The 14,682-nt window shown below is 67.6% G+C and carries 10 protein-coding genes; 7 read left to right on the plus strand and 3 right to left on the minus strand.

The genetic code is table 11. The annotated features are described in order from the left end of the window. Nucleotides 1-31: 31 nt before the first annotated feature. Entirely contained in the window at nucleotides 32-2,917 is a 2,886-nt protein-coding gene (locus ASG37_RS03495; protein ID WP_082447959.1) for a TonB-dependent receptor plug domain-containing protein, read from the minus strand. A 174-nt stretch (nucleotides 2,918-3,091) separates the two neighbouring features. On the opposite strand from ASG37_RS03495, the gene ASG37_RS03500 reads away from it, so the two are divergent. The 3 genes from ASG37_RS03500 to ASG37_RS03510 are packed head-to-tail and all read left to right on the plus strand — an operon-like array spanning nucleotide 3,092 to nucleotide 6,083. After that, nucleotides 3,092-4,360: an extracellular solute-binding protein gene (locus ASG37_RS03500; protein ID WP_055756085.1), complete on the plus strand. Its 1,269-nt coding sequence runs from the start codon at nucleotides 3,092-3,094 to the stop codon at nucleotides 4,358-4,360. Then, nucleotides 4,357-5,238, plus strand: coding sequence for a carbohydrate ABC transporter permease (locus ASG37_RS03505; RefSeq protein WP_055756087.1), 882 nt, complete (start codon nucleotides 4,357-4,359; stop codon nucleotides 5,236-5,238). The genes ASG37_RS03500 and ASG37_RS03505 overlap by 4 nt, the downstream gene beginning before the upstream one ends. Continuing rightward, entirely contained in the window at nucleotides 5,235-6,083 is an 849-nt protein-coding gene (locus tag ASG37_RS03510) for a carbohydrate ABC transporter permease (protein ID WP_235525113.1), read from the plus strand. The genes ASG37_RS03505 and ASG37_RS03510 overlap by 4 nt, the downstream gene beginning before the upstream one ends. On the opposite strand, the gene ASG37_RS03515 is transcribed toward ASG37_RS03510, so the two are convergent. Continuing rightward, nucleotides 6,044-7,153, minus strand: a complete 1,110-nt coding sequence (locus ASG37_RS03515) for an ABC transporter ATP-binding protein (protein ID WP_055756092.1) — start codon at nucleotides 7,151-7,153, stop codon at nucleotides 6,044-6,046. The two genes, ASG37_RS03510 and ASG37_RS03515, sit on opposite strands and share 40 nt — an antisense overlap. 157 nt (nucleotides 7,154-7,310) lie before the next feature. On the opposite strand from ASG37_RS03515, the gene poxB reads away from it, so the two are divergent. Beyond that, nucleotides 7,311-9,065 carry a ubiquinone-dependent pyruvate dehydrogenase gene (gene poxB, locus ASG37_RS03520; protein WP_055756095.1) on the plus strand — a complete coding sequence of 585 codons (1,755 nt, stop codon included), beginning with the start codon at nucleotides 7,311-7,313 and terminating at the stop codon, nucleotides 9,063-9,065. A gap of 1 nt (nucleotide 9,066) precedes the next feature. Here the strand turns inward: poxB and ASG37_RS03525 are convergent, their stop codons facing one another. After that, entirely contained in the window at nucleotides 9,067-9,915 is an 849-nt protein-coding gene (locus ASG37_RS03525; protein WP_082447961.1) for a family 16 glycosylhydrolase, read from the minus strand. A gap of 173 nt (nucleotides 9,916-10,088) precedes the next feature. Here ASG37_RS03525 and ASG37_RS03530 point away from each other — a divergent pair, with 173 nt between their 5' ends. From ASG37_RS03530 to ASG37_RS03540, 3 genes are read left to right on the plus strand one after another with little or no spacing between them, the layout of a single operon-like run. Then, nucleotides 10,089-11,426, plus strand: coding sequence for an MFS transporter (locus ASG37_RS03530; RefSeq protein ID WP_055756097.1), 1,338 nt, complete (start codon nucleotides 10,089-10,091; stop codon nucleotides 11,424-11,426). After that, a complete protein-coding gene (locus tag ASG37_RS03535; RefSeq protein ID WP_055756098.1) occupies nucleotides 11,423-13,531 on the plus strand; it encodes an alpha-galactosidase in 2,109 nt (702 codons plus the stop codon). The genes ASG37_RS03530 and ASG37_RS03535 overlap by 4 nt, the downstream gene beginning before the upstream one ends. A 23-nt stretch (nucleotides 13,532-13,554) precedes the next feature. After that, complete coding sequence (locus ASG37_RS03540; protein WP_055756100.1) at nucleotides 13,555-14,676, plus strand: glycoside hydrolase family 68 protein; 1,122 nt, start codon at nucleotides 13,555-13,557, stop codon at nucleotides 14,674-14,676. Nucleotides 14,677-14,682 lie beyond the last annotated feature (6 nt).

Consider the following 14,682-nt stretch of genomic DNA (forward strand, 5'->3'; position numbering starts at 1 on the left):
CCATGCCGGATTTCCGCGACGGATCATAGGCTCAGCGTGGACCGTAGCGCAGCTTGGCGCCGACGTAGAAGAAGCGCCCGACCGGCGAGATCGGCACGTTCGTCTCGAAACCAATATCGGGCTTCTGGTCGGCCAGATTGTTGACACCGCCGTAGAAGGAGAAGTCGTCGCCGGCCGCCACTTCCGCCTGAAGGTCATGCTGCCACAGTTCGTTGTAGCGGAAATATCGCGGGGCGACGAGCGTCGGGTTGGTGTCGGTATCGATCCGCGCGAAACGGCGGACGCCGTTCTGCCAGCGCAGATTGTACGACAGCGTCAGCGGCCCGGCGATCCAGCTTGGCGAGAACACGAAGTTGTATTGCGGGCGGAACGGCTGATCGACGTTGTTCTCGGTCACGGCCCCCGGCGTCGCGATCTGTTCGAGCCGGTCGAGATAGCCACCGACGAACCGGAGGTCGAACGTCCCCGCGCTCGCCGTGGTGAAGCGGTAGGCGATATTCAGTTCGGCGCCGGCGGTGCGGAAAGCGGCGACATTCTGCGGCTGGACGATGAAGCCGTTGATGAAGCCGCTGCCCGGTGCGCGGGTGATCGAGCGGCAATAGGCGTTGTCGAGGGTCGGCTGGTCGACGCAGAGTTCGGCGACGGTGTTGGCGTCGGGGGTGTTGATCGCGTTCCTGAGGTCGATGTCGTACCAGTCGACCGCGATCGACAGGCCGGGAACAAAGTCGGGGCGCAGCACCACGCCCGCCGTCCAGGTGCGGGCGGTTTCGGGACGCAGGTCGCGATTGCCCTCCTGCGTGCCGGGAATGAAGATGGTGGCGTTGGGATTGTTGGCGGCGGTGAAGCTGCCGAAATTGCCCCCGGCGGCGGCGATCAGCGCGCGGCAGTTTTCCGACCGGAACGAGGTGCCGAGGCTGCGATTGGCGACGTAGCAAGGGTCGGAGAAGAAGTTGCTGGTGCCGGTGCGCGGGCGGAAGATCTCGCCGATGTTGGGCGCCCGGACCGACCGGCCATAGGAGCCGCGCAGGGTGATCGCCCGGATCGGCGCGTAGATGCCGTTGAACTGATAGGTGCGGGTGGAGCCGATCGTCGAATAGTCCGACAGGCGGCCCGCCGCGCCGACCGACAGGAGGTGCGCGAACGGCACGTCCTTCAACAGCGGGGCGTTCAGTTCGCCGAACGCTTCCCATACGTCGAACGCGCCGGCCGACGGGGTAGGGATGATATATTCGTCATACTGATAGAAGCGATTGTCGACCAGTTCCTGCGCGGGATCGAAGCGGCTGGATTCGCGGCGATATTCGCCACCGACCGCAAAGGCGACCGGGCCGCCGGGCAGGGTGAACGCCTGGCCGAAGTCGCCGGTCAGCGCCGCATTGGCGACATGTTGTTCGATACGGGCGTTGCTGACCGGATCGAACAGGAAATAGCCGAACGAGCGACCATCGACGCTGTTGCCGCCAAAGGTGTTGACCGGCAGGCAGCCGGCCGCGCGTGCCGCCGCCGAGCGGCACACGACTGCCCCCGAAGCCGGATCGCGTACCGCGTCGAGCGCATTGACGAACTGGTCGTTCAACCGGTCGTTCAGCTTGGTTGCGCGGATGTCGGTGCGGCCATAGGTGTAGGACACGTCGTAGCTGGCATGATCGCTGATCGCCCCGGTCACGTCGACCACGCCGCGCCACGTCCGGCGGCGGTCGCGCTCGCCCCGGCGGGGAATGTCGAAGTTGTTGCGGCTGACATCCACCGAGGAAAGGCCGGCGGCGCGTGCGGCATTCAGGATCGACAGCGGAAGGAACGGATTGTCGAGCGCGATGGTGGCGGGGTAATTGCCGCCATAGCCGCCGAAGGTCGTCACCTCGGTCTGGACGAACTTTCCTTCGAGGCTGAGCTTGAACGCATCCGAAACGTCGAAATGGGTCAGCGCGTTCACCGCGTGCCGCTCGGTGCGTGGAAAGATGTCGCCGATATAGCCCGCGACCGGCGTGTCGTCGCCGCCGATCGAATAGCCGTCATTCACGAGGTTGCGGCCCGGCGTATAACGCGCGCCGTCGCCCCGGAACACCTGATCGCCGATGACGACATAGCCCTGGTTCGAGCCATAGGGATAGCGCAGGTCGCGCACCGGTTCGATCTTGTAACTGCCCGCGCGGGCCGGATCGTAAGTGTCGCTGTTCACGAAATACTGCCGCTGGGCGAGCGACAGATAATCGCGATCGTCGTTCGCCAGCGGATCGTCGGCGTTATATTCATAGGCCAGCGTGACGTTGCCGCGACCATCGGTGAAATTGCGCCCGGCGATGATCGAGGCGAAGCGATTGCCCGCGTCGCCGCGCTCGGAAATGCCGACCTGGCCACGCGCGGCGACCCCGTCGAAATCGCGGCGCAGAACGAAATTGACGACGCCCGACACGCCATCGGCACCATAGATCGCCGAGACGGCGCCGGTCAGCACGTCGACCCGCTGGATCAGGTCGGTCGGGATGGTGTTGATGTCGACGGCGGCGGTATCGGCCTGTCCCGCGACATGGCGACGGCCATTGACCAGCACCAGCGTTCGCGACGGGCCGAGGCCGCGCAGATCGAGCAGGTTCAGCCCGACCTGTCCCACCGCGCCATCGGCCTGCGAATTGCCGGCGGTCCGGGTGGAATCGCGCGAGTTGGTGAGTGCCGGCACCCGCTGGAGAAAGGTCGTGACGTTGGTGTTGCCTGACTGCTGCAAATCCTCCGCGCCGAACGACACGACCGGATTGGGCGCGGTATAATCCGGCCGGGCGATGCGTGATCCGGTGACGACGATCTCGGCACCCTCGTCGTTTTGGGGCACCGACACCTGTTCCTGCGCATGGGCGTTTGCCGTGAACAGGACGAACAGCGCAACGCCGCACGAAAGGCGACGACGACCGGAAACCGACATGAATATTCCCCTGACGACGCCCGCCAAATTCCCCCGGCCGGCGCGAAACTAACCGGTATCAACCCATGAAAACCATTGCGGTTCAATTGTGTACGGAACGGACGCTGAACATACCGGGCATATCGAAAGTACCGTCAGCCACTGGCGCGAAGCGCTGCATTGCGCCATCGTCCGATGATGAGGGCGAGTGTCAGCTTCGAACGCCCGAGCAGGCGCAGCGTCCTGAAGGCGGTTCCGGCACTGGCGATCGGCGGCTGCGCGCGGACGCCAATCAGTGAACCGCTCAAGCTGTGGGCGATGAGCTACGAGGGCGATTATTCGCCGATGCTGATGCCGCGCTTTACCGCCGCGACCGGCATCGCGGTCGACGTCCAGTCGCTGCCCAGCACTGCCAGCCATGAGAAACTGTTGACCGCGTTCGCCGGCGCGGCGCTGCCCGATGTGTTCATGCTGTTCAATAGCTGGATTCGCGAATTCGCGCTGATCGGGGCGATCGCGCCGGTGCGCTCCCCCGCGCTGGTCGCACCGCTGTTCCCCGAGATGCGCGCCGGGGTCGCGGTCGATGGACGCGACTTTGCGATTCCGTGGTCGGTCGCGCCGCAGGTCCAGTATTTCCGCCGCGATATTCTTGGGCAGGCGGGCTATGATACGCCACCGCTCGACTGGGCGGGATGGCGCGCGATGGGCCGGGCGCTCAAACGGCGGCGGCCGGACGAGTATGTGTTCCTGATGCTGCTCAACTGGCCCGGCGCGCTGGTGACGATGCTGCACCAGAGCCGTGCCGAGCCGCTGCGCGACCGAGCGACACGGGGCAATTTCCGTGCCCCCCGCGCACGGGAGGCGTTCGCCTTCTACAAGTCGCTGTTCGACGAAGGGCTGGCCCCGCGCGCGCTGTCGACCGAGGTGCAAGATCCGCTGGCGGCGTTCGCGCAGGGCTATTTCGCGATATGGCCGAGCGCGCCGACGACATTGCGCGACCTGACGCGGCGGGCGAAGGAAATCCCGGCGGAGCGATGGGGCACCGCGCGGCTGGCCGGTCCGCGTGGACCGGGGCCGGTATCGGGCGACAGCGCCAGCCTGTGCGTCTCGATGTCGACCACCCGCCCGGCCGAGGCATGGGCGCTGGTCCGCCATCTGACATCGGTGCAGAGCGAATTGCGGTTTCAGGACCTGATCGGCAACCTGCCCGCGCGGGTCGATGCGTGGTCCTCGCCACAGCTCGCCCAGCCCCAGCTCGCCGCATTTCGCGAACAGATGCGCCAGCCCGCGCCGATCCCGCCGGTGATCGAATGGGAGCGCATCCAGACCGAGATCCAGTTGGCCGCCGAACGGATGGTGCGCGGCACGCTGACGATCGACGAGACGCTGGTGGTGCTCGACGAACGGGTCGACCGGTTGCTGGCCAAGCGGCGTGCGCTGGTGGATGCGGGGCGGCTGGCATGACCCGTCAGGAACGGACCGCATGGGGCTTCACCCTGCCGGTGCTGGCGATCATCCTGTTGGTGTTCGTGGTGCCGACGCTGCTGGCGCTGGCGCTCTCGCTGACCGATTATTCGGTCTATGCGCTGATCGATCGGGCGAACCTGAAGTTCGTCGGGCTCGACAATTTCACCGGACTGCTCACCACCCCGCTGTTCTGGCGGGCGCTGGGCAATACCATATTGTTCGCCGTGCTGGGCGTGCCGATGGCGATCGGCGCGTCGCTCGCCGCCGCGTTGCTGCTGAACGATGCGACCGTCCGGTGGAAGCCGTTGTGGCGGGTGGCGCTGTTCGCCCCCTATGTCACCAGCGTGGTTGCCACGGCGGTGGTGTGGCGGTTCCTGTTCAACGAACGCTTCGGGCTCATCAACCAGGGGCTGGCGATCATCGGGCTGGGGCCGGTCGACTGGCTGGGCAATCCGGCGACGTCGATTCCCGCGATCCTGATCTTCGTGACGTGGAAGATCTTTGGCTACAACATGATCGTGTTCACCGCCGCGCTGTCTGCGGTGCCGCAGGATCTGATGGAGGCGGCGCGACTGGACGGTGCGGGGCGCTGGACCCGGTTCCGCCATGTGACGCTGCCGGCGATCGGGCCGACGCTGATGCTGGCGGCGGTGATGAGCGTCGCCGGCTTCCTCCAGATTTTCGCCGAACCCTATGTGATGACGATGGGCGGGCCGGCGCAGAGCACGACGACGGTGCTGTATTTCATGTTCGACGAAGGCTTCAAATGGTGGAATCTAGGGCAGGCGAGCGCGGTCGCCTTCATCCTGTTCCTGATGATTCTGGCGGTAACGCTCGTCCAGACGCGGCTGGCGCGCCGGGCGGAGTGGTTGTGACGAAGCCGTTGCGCGCCACCCTGATGACGACGCTGGTCGCGGGCCTCACCCTGCTGACGGTCGCGCCGTTACTCTACATGCTGATCGTGTCGTTCATGCCGCGCGGGGAATCGACGATGCTGCCGATCCCGCTGTGGCCGTCGCGCTGGTCGCTGGAGAATTATCACGAACTGCTGGTGCGCCGCCGGATCGACGATGCGTGGTTCGATTATCGCATCCTGCCCGCGCTCAGGAACAGCATCGGCATCGCCGCGCTATCGACGCTGCTCGGGCTGCTGCTGACGGTGCCGGCGGGATATGCCTTCGCCAAGCTGCGGTTTCGCGGGCGCGACCGGTTGCTGAAACTGCTGATCGCGTCGCTGATCGTGCCGGGGCAGGTCGCGATGCTGCCGCTGTTTCTGATCTTCCGGCAACTGGGGCTGGTGAACAGCTATGCCGGGGTGATCCTGCCGGGGCTGGCGGGAATCTTCGCCATCCTGTTCGTGCGGCAGGCGACGCTGTCGATCCCCGATGAACTGATCGATGCCGCGCGGATGGACGGGGCGAGCGAGCGGCGCATCTTTCGCGTCATCGTCCTGCCGCTGCTGACGCCGGTGGTGGTCACGCTCGCGCTGTTCCTGTTCCTCGGGAGCTGGAACGATTTCCTGTGGCCGCTGATCGTGCTGGCGGACCAGCATCGCTACACGCTGCCCGTCGCGGTGGCGGCGATCGCGCGCGAACATGCGGCGGACGGCGAACTGATGATGGCGGCATCGGTGGTGACGACGATGCCGGTATTGCTGCTGTTCCTGTTGCTCCAACGCTATTATCTGACCGGGCTGCTCGGCGGATCGGTGAAGGGATAGGCGCGACCGTCGGGCGCGAACAGGTGCGTTTCGGCCGGGTCGGCGGCGAAGCACAAGGTCTGGCCGAGCGTCACATGGCGGTCGGGGGGAAGCTGGGCGACGATGGTATCGGTCGCGCCGCGCCGGCCAAGATGCGCGAACGATAGCGGCCCGAGCCGCTCGAACAGCTCCACCGCGCCGCAGAACGCGCCATCGTCCGCCGCGCGCAGATGTTCGGGGCGGATGCCAAGGGTGGCCTGACTGCCGATCGCGGAGGGCGGGACCTGCGCGGCGGTCGACAGCAGCGTGCCGTCGGGCAGCCGCACCTGCGTGCCCGAGGGGCCAGCGGCGACGATCATGACGGGCAGCAGGTTCATCCCCGGCGATCCGATCGCGGCGGCGACCGCGAGGCTGGCGGGGCGGTGATATACCTCGATCGGCTGCCCCACCTGTTCGATGCGGCCGGCGCTCATCACCACGATGCGTTCGGCCAGCGTCATCGCCTCCAACTGGTCGTGCGTCACATAGATCATCGTCGCGCCGAGTTGCTGGTGCAGCCGGGCGAATTCGTGCCGCATCCGCGCGCGCAGCGACGAATCGAGATTGGAGAGCGGCTCGTCGAGCAGCAGCACCTGCGGGCGGCGCACGATCGCGCGGGCGATCGAGACGCGCTGGCGCTGTCCGCCCGACAAGGCGCGGGGGCGGCGGTCGAGCAGGTCGGTGAGGTCGAGCATCGCCGCCGCTTCCTCGACCCGGCGGGCGATCTCCGCTTTGGGCAGGCGGGCGACCTTGAGCGGAAACGCGATATTCCCGGCGACGGTCAGGTGCGGGTAGAGCGCATAGGACTGGAACACCATCGCCACGCCGCGATCGGCGGGGGCGGCGTGGGTGACGTCGCGTCCGCCGATGGTGATGCGGCCGCCGCTCGGATCTTCGAGGCCGGCGATCATCCGCAACAGCGTCGACTTGCCGCACCCCGATGGGCCGACCAGCACGACGAATTCCCCGTCGGCGATGGTCAGGTCGCTGGGGTGAAGGACCGTCGTGTCGCCGAAGCGCTTGGACAGCCCCCTGATGTCGACCGCCGCCATCGTTCCTCCTTCACGTTTCGGACCGAAGCAACGACCGTGCCCTATCAAACAGGAACCGGCGGCAGCGTCAAACCGGCGCGGCGTACCGAACCCTTGGGGCGCCTGAGCGTTCAGCGCGCACCGGCATCACTGGCCGGTTCGTTCCCCGGAGTAGTTCATGCCCAAGACCAGCGTCGCCGATCTCTTTGCCGAAACCCTGCATCTGGCCGGGGTCGAGCGCATCTATGGCGTGGTCGGCGACAGCCTCAACGGCCTGACCGACAGCCTGCGGCGGCAGGGCAAGATCGAATGGGTCCATGTCCGCAACGAAGAGGCGGGCGCGTTCGCCGCCGCCGCCGAGGCGCAGTTGACGGGCAAGCTGGCGGTATGCGCGGGATCGTGCGGGCCGGGCAACATGCACCTCATCAACGGGCTGTACGACGCGCATCGCAGCCGCGTGCCGGTGCTGGCGATCGCCGCGCAGATTCCCAGCGGCGAGATCGGATCGAATTATTTCCAGGAGACGCGGCCCGAGGCGCTGTTCCGCGAATGCAGCGTCTATTGCGAGACGATCACGACCGGCGAGCAGATGCCGCGCACGCTCGACACCGCGATCCGCGCGGCGACGGGGCATCGCGGCGTCGCGGTGGTGGCGATGCCGGGCGACGTGGCGCTGACCTCGACCGAGGGGGTGCTGGCGCGCAATGGCGGTGCGCTGTTGCCGGCCGCACCGGTGGTGGTGCCGGGCGAGGGCGAACTGGCGAAGCTGGCGGCGGTGCTAAACGGTGCGGGCAAGGTGACGATCCTCGCCGGGCGCGGCTGTCGCGGCGCGCATGCGCAGTTGATCGCCATCGCGCAGCGGTTGCAGGCGCCGGTCGTCCATGCGCTGGGCGGCAAGGAGTTCGTCGAATACGACAACCCCTATGACGTCGGCATGACCGGGCTGATCGGATTTTCGAGCGGCTACGACGCGATGATGGGTTGCGACACGCTGCTGATGCTCGGCACCGACTTTCCCTATCGGCAATTCTACCCCGAACAGGCGAAGGTCGTGCAGATCGACCTGCGCCCGGAGAATCTGGGGCGGCGGACCGCGATCGATCTGGGCATTGTCGGCGATGTCGCGGCGACGATCGATGCGGTGCTGCCCCGGCTGACGACCGGGCGGGACGGGGCGTTCCTCGCCGATGCGCGCGAGAATTATGCGAAGGCGCGCAAGGGGCTGGACGAACTGGCGCATGGCAAGCCGGGGAGCGGCATCCTCCACCCGCAGGAAGTGGCGCGGGTGGTCAGCGACCTCGCAAGCGACGACGCGGTCTTCACCGCCGATGTCGGCACGCCGACGATCTGGGCGGCGCGCTACCTGAAGATGAACGGGCGACGGCGGCTGATCGGGTCGTGGAACCACGGATCGATGGCCAATGCGCTGCCCCATGCCATCGGCGTGCAGGCCAGTGCGCCCGGCCGTCAGGTCGTCAGCCTGTCGGGCGACGGCGGCCTCGCCATGTTGATGGGCGAGTTGCTGACGGTGCGGCAGTCGGGGTTGCCGGTGAAGATCATCGTCTTCAACAACGGGACGCTGGGGTTCGTCGAACTGGAAATGAAGGCGGCCGGCATGATCGAGACGGGCGTCGCGCTCGACAATCCCGATTTCGCCGCCGTCGCGCGGGCGATGGGCATTCACGGCGTGCGCGTGACCGATCCGGCGCACGTACGGGCAGGCGTGGCCGAGGTGCTGGCGCATCCCGGCCCCGCGCTGCTCGACGCGGTGACGGCGCGGACCGAATTGTCGATGCCGCCCAAGCTGACGCTCGAACAGATGACCGGCTTCACCCTTTATGCCGCGAAGGCGATCCTGAGCGGACGCGGCGATGCGGTGGTCGAACTCGGGCGGACCAATATCGGGCTGATCGGCAGCCTGCTGGGGCGCTGAGTCAGCGTGCCCAGTAACGGACGTAATCGACCCGCATCGCCTGTGGAAAGGCGGTGTCGTCGATTCCGCGCGCGCCGGCCCAGTCGCCGCCGACCGCGACGTTGAGGATCAGGTCATACGGGCGGGTGAACGGCCATGCCGCTTGCCCGCCCGGCTGGTCGTTGCGGACCCGCATATAGCCCCGCCCGTCGATGCCGATGGTGATCGTGTCGGGGGTCCATTCGAGCTGATAGCGGTGCATCGAATCGCAGGCGCGGGGCAGGGTGGTTTCGGCGCCGCGCTGCGTCCCCTTCACATGGTTGAACGCACCGCTGTGAACGGTGCCAAGCACCACGCCGGGATTCGAGCCGACCATTTCCATGACGTCGATCTCACCGGCATCGGGCCATTTGCCGTCGGGTGGCAGCAGCCAGATCGCCGGCCAGATGCCGCGTCCGCACGGCAGTTGCGCGCGGATTTCATAGAAGCCGTAGCCCAGCGGCTGGCGGGTCACGAGCTTCGCCGAGCTATACGCCTGTCCGCCCCAGTCCGGCCGATCGCGCAGCCGTTCGGCCCGCGCCTCGATCACCAGCGCGCCGCGCTCGATCCGCGTGTTCTCGGGGCGGTCGGCGGCGTAATATTGCCGTTCGTTGTTGTACCATCCGGCCTTGTTGCGCGCCGTGTCGTAGCGCCAGCGGGTGGTATCGATCGCAGGCGCGTCGAACTCGTCGGCGAAGCGCGGGGTGCCGGCGGGGGCCGCCATCGGCACGTCCACCCGGTAATTGTCCGCGCCCAGCGACGGCGAAGTCTGCACGGGACCAGCCACGGCGGGGGCCGACGCCGCAAGCAGGATGAATGCCAACCGTTTCATCACCTTCTCCCGTTGTGGACCTTCTGGTCCGCTTGCCACACGAATGGCATGCGTCGGGTATCCAAGGCAACGCAGACTATCCTGCAATCGATTGTTGCAATGATCCCGGCGGCTGCGTATCATATTCACAAGCTCGCGCCAGACGGGCTTGTCCGCGACTGTGAGGATGTCCGATGCGTCTGCCCGCCACCAAGCCCCGCCTGTCCCTGCCCCGTATCCTCGAAATGAACCTCGGGTTCCTCGGGCTGCAATTCTCGTTCGGGTTGCAGCAGGGGAATATGGCGCCGATCTACAGCTATCTCGGCGCGTCGGAAGCGACGTTGCCGTTGCTGGGGCTGGCCGGGCCGATCACCGGGCTGCTGGTCCAGCCGGTCATCGGTGCGCTCAGCGACCGGACCGACAGCCGCTTCGGACGGCGCACGCCCTATTTCATCGCCGGTGCGGTGCTGTGCGCGCTGGGGCTGTTCTTCATGCCGCTCAGCTCGTCGCTGCTGATGGCGGTGTCGCTGCTGTGGATTCTCGATGCCGGCAACAACATCACGATGGAGCCGTACCGCGCCTATGTGTCGGACCGGTTGAACGAGGACCAGCACCAGATCGGCTTCCTGTCGCAAAGCGCCTTCACCGGCCTGGCGCAGATGCTGGCGTTCCTCACCCCGTCGCTGCTGGTGTGGGCGGGGATGAACCAGGACTGGGTCGATACCCACAACATCCCCTACACCGCGCGGATCACCTTCATGCTCGGCGCGATCCTCAGCTTCTCGACGATCCTGTGGTCGATCTGGCGCGTCCCCGAACTGCCGCTGGCACCCGAGGAGCGCGCGCGGATCGCCGCCGAGCCAAAGGGGTTCGGCGCGATGCTAACCGAAATCGGATCGGCGATCCGCGACATGCCGCAGGCGATGCGCAAGCTGGCGCTGATGAGCCTGTTCCAATGGTATGCGATGGCGGCCTATTGGGGCTATGTCATCTATTCGATCGGCCGGTCGGTCTATGGCACGTCGGTCGCGACCTCGTCGGGCTTCCATTCGGCGGTGCTGACCAACGGCGAGATGGCGGCGTTCTACAACGGTATCGCCTTCCTCGCCGCCTTCGCGATGGTGCCGCTCGCCAAACGGATGGGCGCGGCGTCGCTCCATGCGCTGTGCCTGATGCTGGCGGGGGCGGGGATGCTGTGGCTGCCGCATATCACCGACAAATGGATGCTGTTCCTGCCGGCGATCGGCATCGGCATCGGCTGGGCCAGCATCATGGGCAACCCCTATGTCATCCTCGCCGGATCGATCCCGCCGGAGCGGACCGGGGTCTACATGGGCATCTTTAACATGATGATCGTCATCCCGATGCTGATCTTCTCGGGCACGATGTGGCTGTTCTATGACCGGCTGCTGGGTGGCGATCCACGCAACGTGCTGACGTTGTGCGGCGTGCTGATGTTCGCCGCCGCCGCCGCGGTGTGGAGCGTGCGCGAGCGCAACGCCGCCGGGCTGCCGGTCGGAGCGACCGCATGATCGCCGCGCTCCATGCCGGCGACGCCTGCGTCGTGATCGAACAGCGCGGCGTGTTGCCGCCGGTGTGGCGCTGGTGGGGGCCGCGCGTCGGGACCGACCGGCTGCCGCCGATCGGCGACGTCCGCCCGCCGGCCTCCTTCTCGCTCGACGTGGATCAGCCGTTGCCGGTGGTGCCGGCGCGCGGAACCGGCTGGTTCGGCCCCGCCGCGCTCGACGGCCACCGCGCGGGACGATCGTTCGCCCACTGGTTCGAAACGCAGTCGGTCGAGACGGGCGACGATGCGATCACGGTGACGCTGGTCGATCGTACCGCGCGGGTCACCCTCGTCCAGCGGATCGCCCGGACCAACGGCGCGCTCGTCCTGTCGGCATCGGTGGTGAACGACGGCGACGACCCGCTCGACATCGCGTGGCTGGCGGCGGGGACACTGCCGCTGCCCGCCGACTGCGCGGCGATCCACAGCTTCACCGGGCGGCACAATGCCGAATTCGTGCCCCATGCCGAACCGATGCCAGCGCATGGCTGGGTGCGGGAGAACCGCCGCGGGCTGACCGGCCATGCCGGGCCGCCGGGGCTGTTCGTGACCGGACCGGCGGCGGGGTGGCATGCCGGACGGGTGCATGGCGCGCAACTGGCGTGGTCGGGCAACCACCGGCTGGCAGTCGAGCGCGACGACGACGGCGTCTGGATGTTGCAGATGGGCGAGGCGCTGGCCCCCGGTGAGGTCCGGCTGGCCCCGGGCGAGCGCTACGACAGCCCGGAGATGCTCGCGGTGTGCTCGACCGACGGCATCAACGGGGCGATTCAAGCCTTTCACGCGGCAGTCCGCGCCCGCGCGCCATGGCCCGCCGCCGGCGCGCCGCCGCGCCCTGTGCATGTCAACAGTTGGGAAGGCTTCTACTTCGATCATGACGAAGCGGCGTTGATGGCGCTGGCCGACCGGTCGGCCGCGCTCGGCGTCGAGCGGTTCGTCCTCGACGACGGCTGGTTCACGGGGCGAAACGACGATACCGCCGCGCTCGGCGACTGGAGCACCGATCCGGTCAAATATCCGCGCGGGTTGAAACCGCTGGCGGACCATGTCGTCGCGCTGGGCATGGAATTCGGGCTGTGGGTCGAACCGGAAATGGTCAATCCCGACAGCGACCTCGCCCGCGCCCATCCCGACTGGGCGTTGCAGGTGGCCGGCGTGCCCAGGCTTACCTCGCGCAACCAGTGGGTGCTCGATCTCGGGCGCCCGGCAGTGCGTGACTATCTGTTCGATGCGATCGACCGGCTGCTGCGCGACCTGCCGATCGCCTATCTCAAATGGGATCACAACCGCGATCTGGCCCCCGCCGGCGGGGCCGACGGACGCGCGGGCTATCATGCGCAGGTGCTGGGTGCCTATGCGCTGTTCGACCGGCTGCGCGTGGCGCACCCGGCGGTCGAGATCGAGGCGTGCGCCGGCGGTGGCGGGCGGATCGACGCCGGCATCGCCACGCGCAGCCACCGGTTCTGGACCAGCGACTGTATCGATGCGGTCAGCCGGGTCAGGATGCAGCGCGGCTTCCTCCATTTCCTGCCGCCCGAGATGATGGGCGCGCATGTCGGCGCCAGCCCGGCGCATTCGACCGGCCGCCGCCAGGGGATGGCGTTCCGCGCCGCCGTGGCGCTGCCGGGGCATCTCGGCGTCGAACTCGACCCCGCGACGATCCGCGATCGCGAGGCAGAAATCCTGGCAACGGCGATCGCGCGCTACAAGGCGCTGCGCGGCTGGCTTCATCATGGCCGGCTGTGGCTAGGCGAGGGCGCGGACGGGCTGGTGTGGCAGTTGCACGGCGAACCGGGCGACTGGCTGCTTAGCGTCACCCGCACCGATCCGACCACCATCCGCCGCCCGCCGGCGATCCCGCTGCCGCCGCTCAGCGGAGCGGGCGCGGTGCGCGTCCGCCTGATCGATCTGGCGAGCGAGGACGGCCACCCGCCCCCCGACGCCCCGCTGTTCGCCGCGATGCGGGGGGAGGGCGTGGCGTTCGATGGCGACTGGCTGGCGCAGGCCGGCCTGCCGATGCCCGCAATGAAGGCGGAGAGCGTCGCGCTCTTCGCGCTGGAGACGCTATGACGACGACTGCCTGCTCCCCGGCCATGACCCGGACCACCCCGACCCACTGGTCGATCGAGGCCGCGCGACTAGCGGCGGATCAACCCGCCGCCGCGCTGCCGGTGTTCATGCAAGCGGACGTTTGCGCGATCCTGCCCGGTCATGACCTGTGGGACATGTGGCAGATCGCCGATGCCGACGGGCGTACCACGATCGTCGACGGGCGGAGCTGGTGGTTCTTCCTCGCCACGCCGCAGTTCGCCGATCCCGACGATCGCCACGACGCCGCGCGCATCCGCCTGACCAGCCATGGCGCGGACGGCTGGCGCGATCATGGCGATGCCTTTCCCGACGGCTTCGCGCCGGGCAGCCGCGAATGGTCCGGGTCAGCGGTACTCGCCGACGACGGCACGACGCTGACGATGTATTTCACCGCTTCGGGCCGGCGGGGGGAGGCGCGTACCTTCGAGCAACGCCTGTTCGAAACGGTCGGGCGGTTCGCCGATGGCCGCGTTGGTGACTGGTCGCCACCGGTCGAATCGGTCGCGGCGGACGGTGTCACCTATCTGCGCGCGGATCAGGGCGACGCGGTCGATGGCCGTATCAAGGGGTTCCGCGATCCCGGCTATTTCCGCGATCCCGCGAGCGGCATCGACTATCTGCTGTTCGTCGGATCGGCCGGCTGGGTCGACGATGTCCACGACGGCATCATCGGCGTCGCCGAACGCGCCGCGCCCGCTGCGCCATGGCGGCTTAACCCCCCGCTGGTCGAGGCGATCGGCGTCAACAGCGAACTCGAACGACCGCATATCGTGCTTCGCGACGGTCGTTATTATCTGTTCTGGTCAACGCAGGGGAAGCGGTTCGCCCCCGGCACCGGCGCGCCGACCGGGCTGTACGGAATGGTCGCCGACACCATGACCGGGCCGTGGCTGCCGCTCAACAGCTCGGGGCTGGTCGCCGCCAATCCGGCCGCCGAACCGTATCAGGCCTATTGCTGGTGGGTGACGGGCGAGCTAGACGTCATCAGCTTCGTCGATAGCTGGGGCCTCGCCGGGGCGGAGCCGACCGACGCCGCCACCCGCCGCGCGCATTTCGGCGGAACGGCCGCGCCGTTCTTCCGCCTCGCACTGGACGGGACGACCGCCCGGATCGTCACCGACTGACCAGGT

The sequence above is a fragment of the Sphingomonas sp. Leaf407 genome (genome assembly GCF_001425385.1).
Classification (GTDB): domain Bacteria; phylum Pseudomonadota; class Alphaproteobacteria; order Sphingomonadales; family Sphingomonadaceae; genus Sphingomonas.

What these genes read in the sequence shown, in the direction of transcription:
- ASG37_RS03495 (WP_082447959.1), bottom strand. Translation starts at nt 2,917, where the DNA reads ATGTCGGTTTCCGGTCGTCGTCGCCTTTCGTGCGGCGTTGCGCTGTTC.
- ASG37_RS03500 (WP_055756085.1), top strand. Translation starts at nt 3,092, where the DNA reads ATGATGAGGGCGAGTGTCAGCTTCGAACGCCCGAGCAGGCGCAGCGTC.
- ASG37_RS03505 (WP_055756087.1), top strand. Translation starts at nt 4,357, where the DNA reads ATGACCCGTCAGGAACGGACCGCATGGGGCTTCACCCTGCCGGTGCTG.
- ASG37_RS03515 (WP_055756092.1), bottom strand. Translation starts at nt 7,153, where the DNA reads ATGGCGGCGGTCGACATCAGGGGGCTGTCCAAGCGCTTCGGCGACACG.
- poxB (WP_055756095.1), top strand. Translation starts at nt 7,311, where the DNA reads ATGCCCAAGACCAGCGTCGCCGATCTCTTTGCCGAAACCCTGCATCTG.
- ASG37_RS03525 (WP_082447961.1), bottom strand. Translation starts at nt 9,915, where the DNA reads ATGAAACGGTTGGCATTCATCCTGCTTGCGGCGTCGGCCCCCGCCGTG.
- ASG37_RS03530 (WP_055756097.1), top strand. Translation starts at nt 10,089, where the DNA reads ATGCGTCTGCCCGCCACCAAGCCCCGCCTGTCCCTGCCCCGTATCCTC.
- ASG37_RS03535 (WP_055756098.1), top strand. Translation starts at nt 11,423, where the DNA reads ATGATCGCCGCGCTCCATGCCGGCGACGCCTGCGTCGTGATCGAACAG.
- ASG37_RS03540 (WP_055756100.1), top strand. Translation starts at nt 13,555, where the DNA reads ATGACCCGGACCACCCCGACCCACTGGTCGATCGAGGCCGCGCGACTA.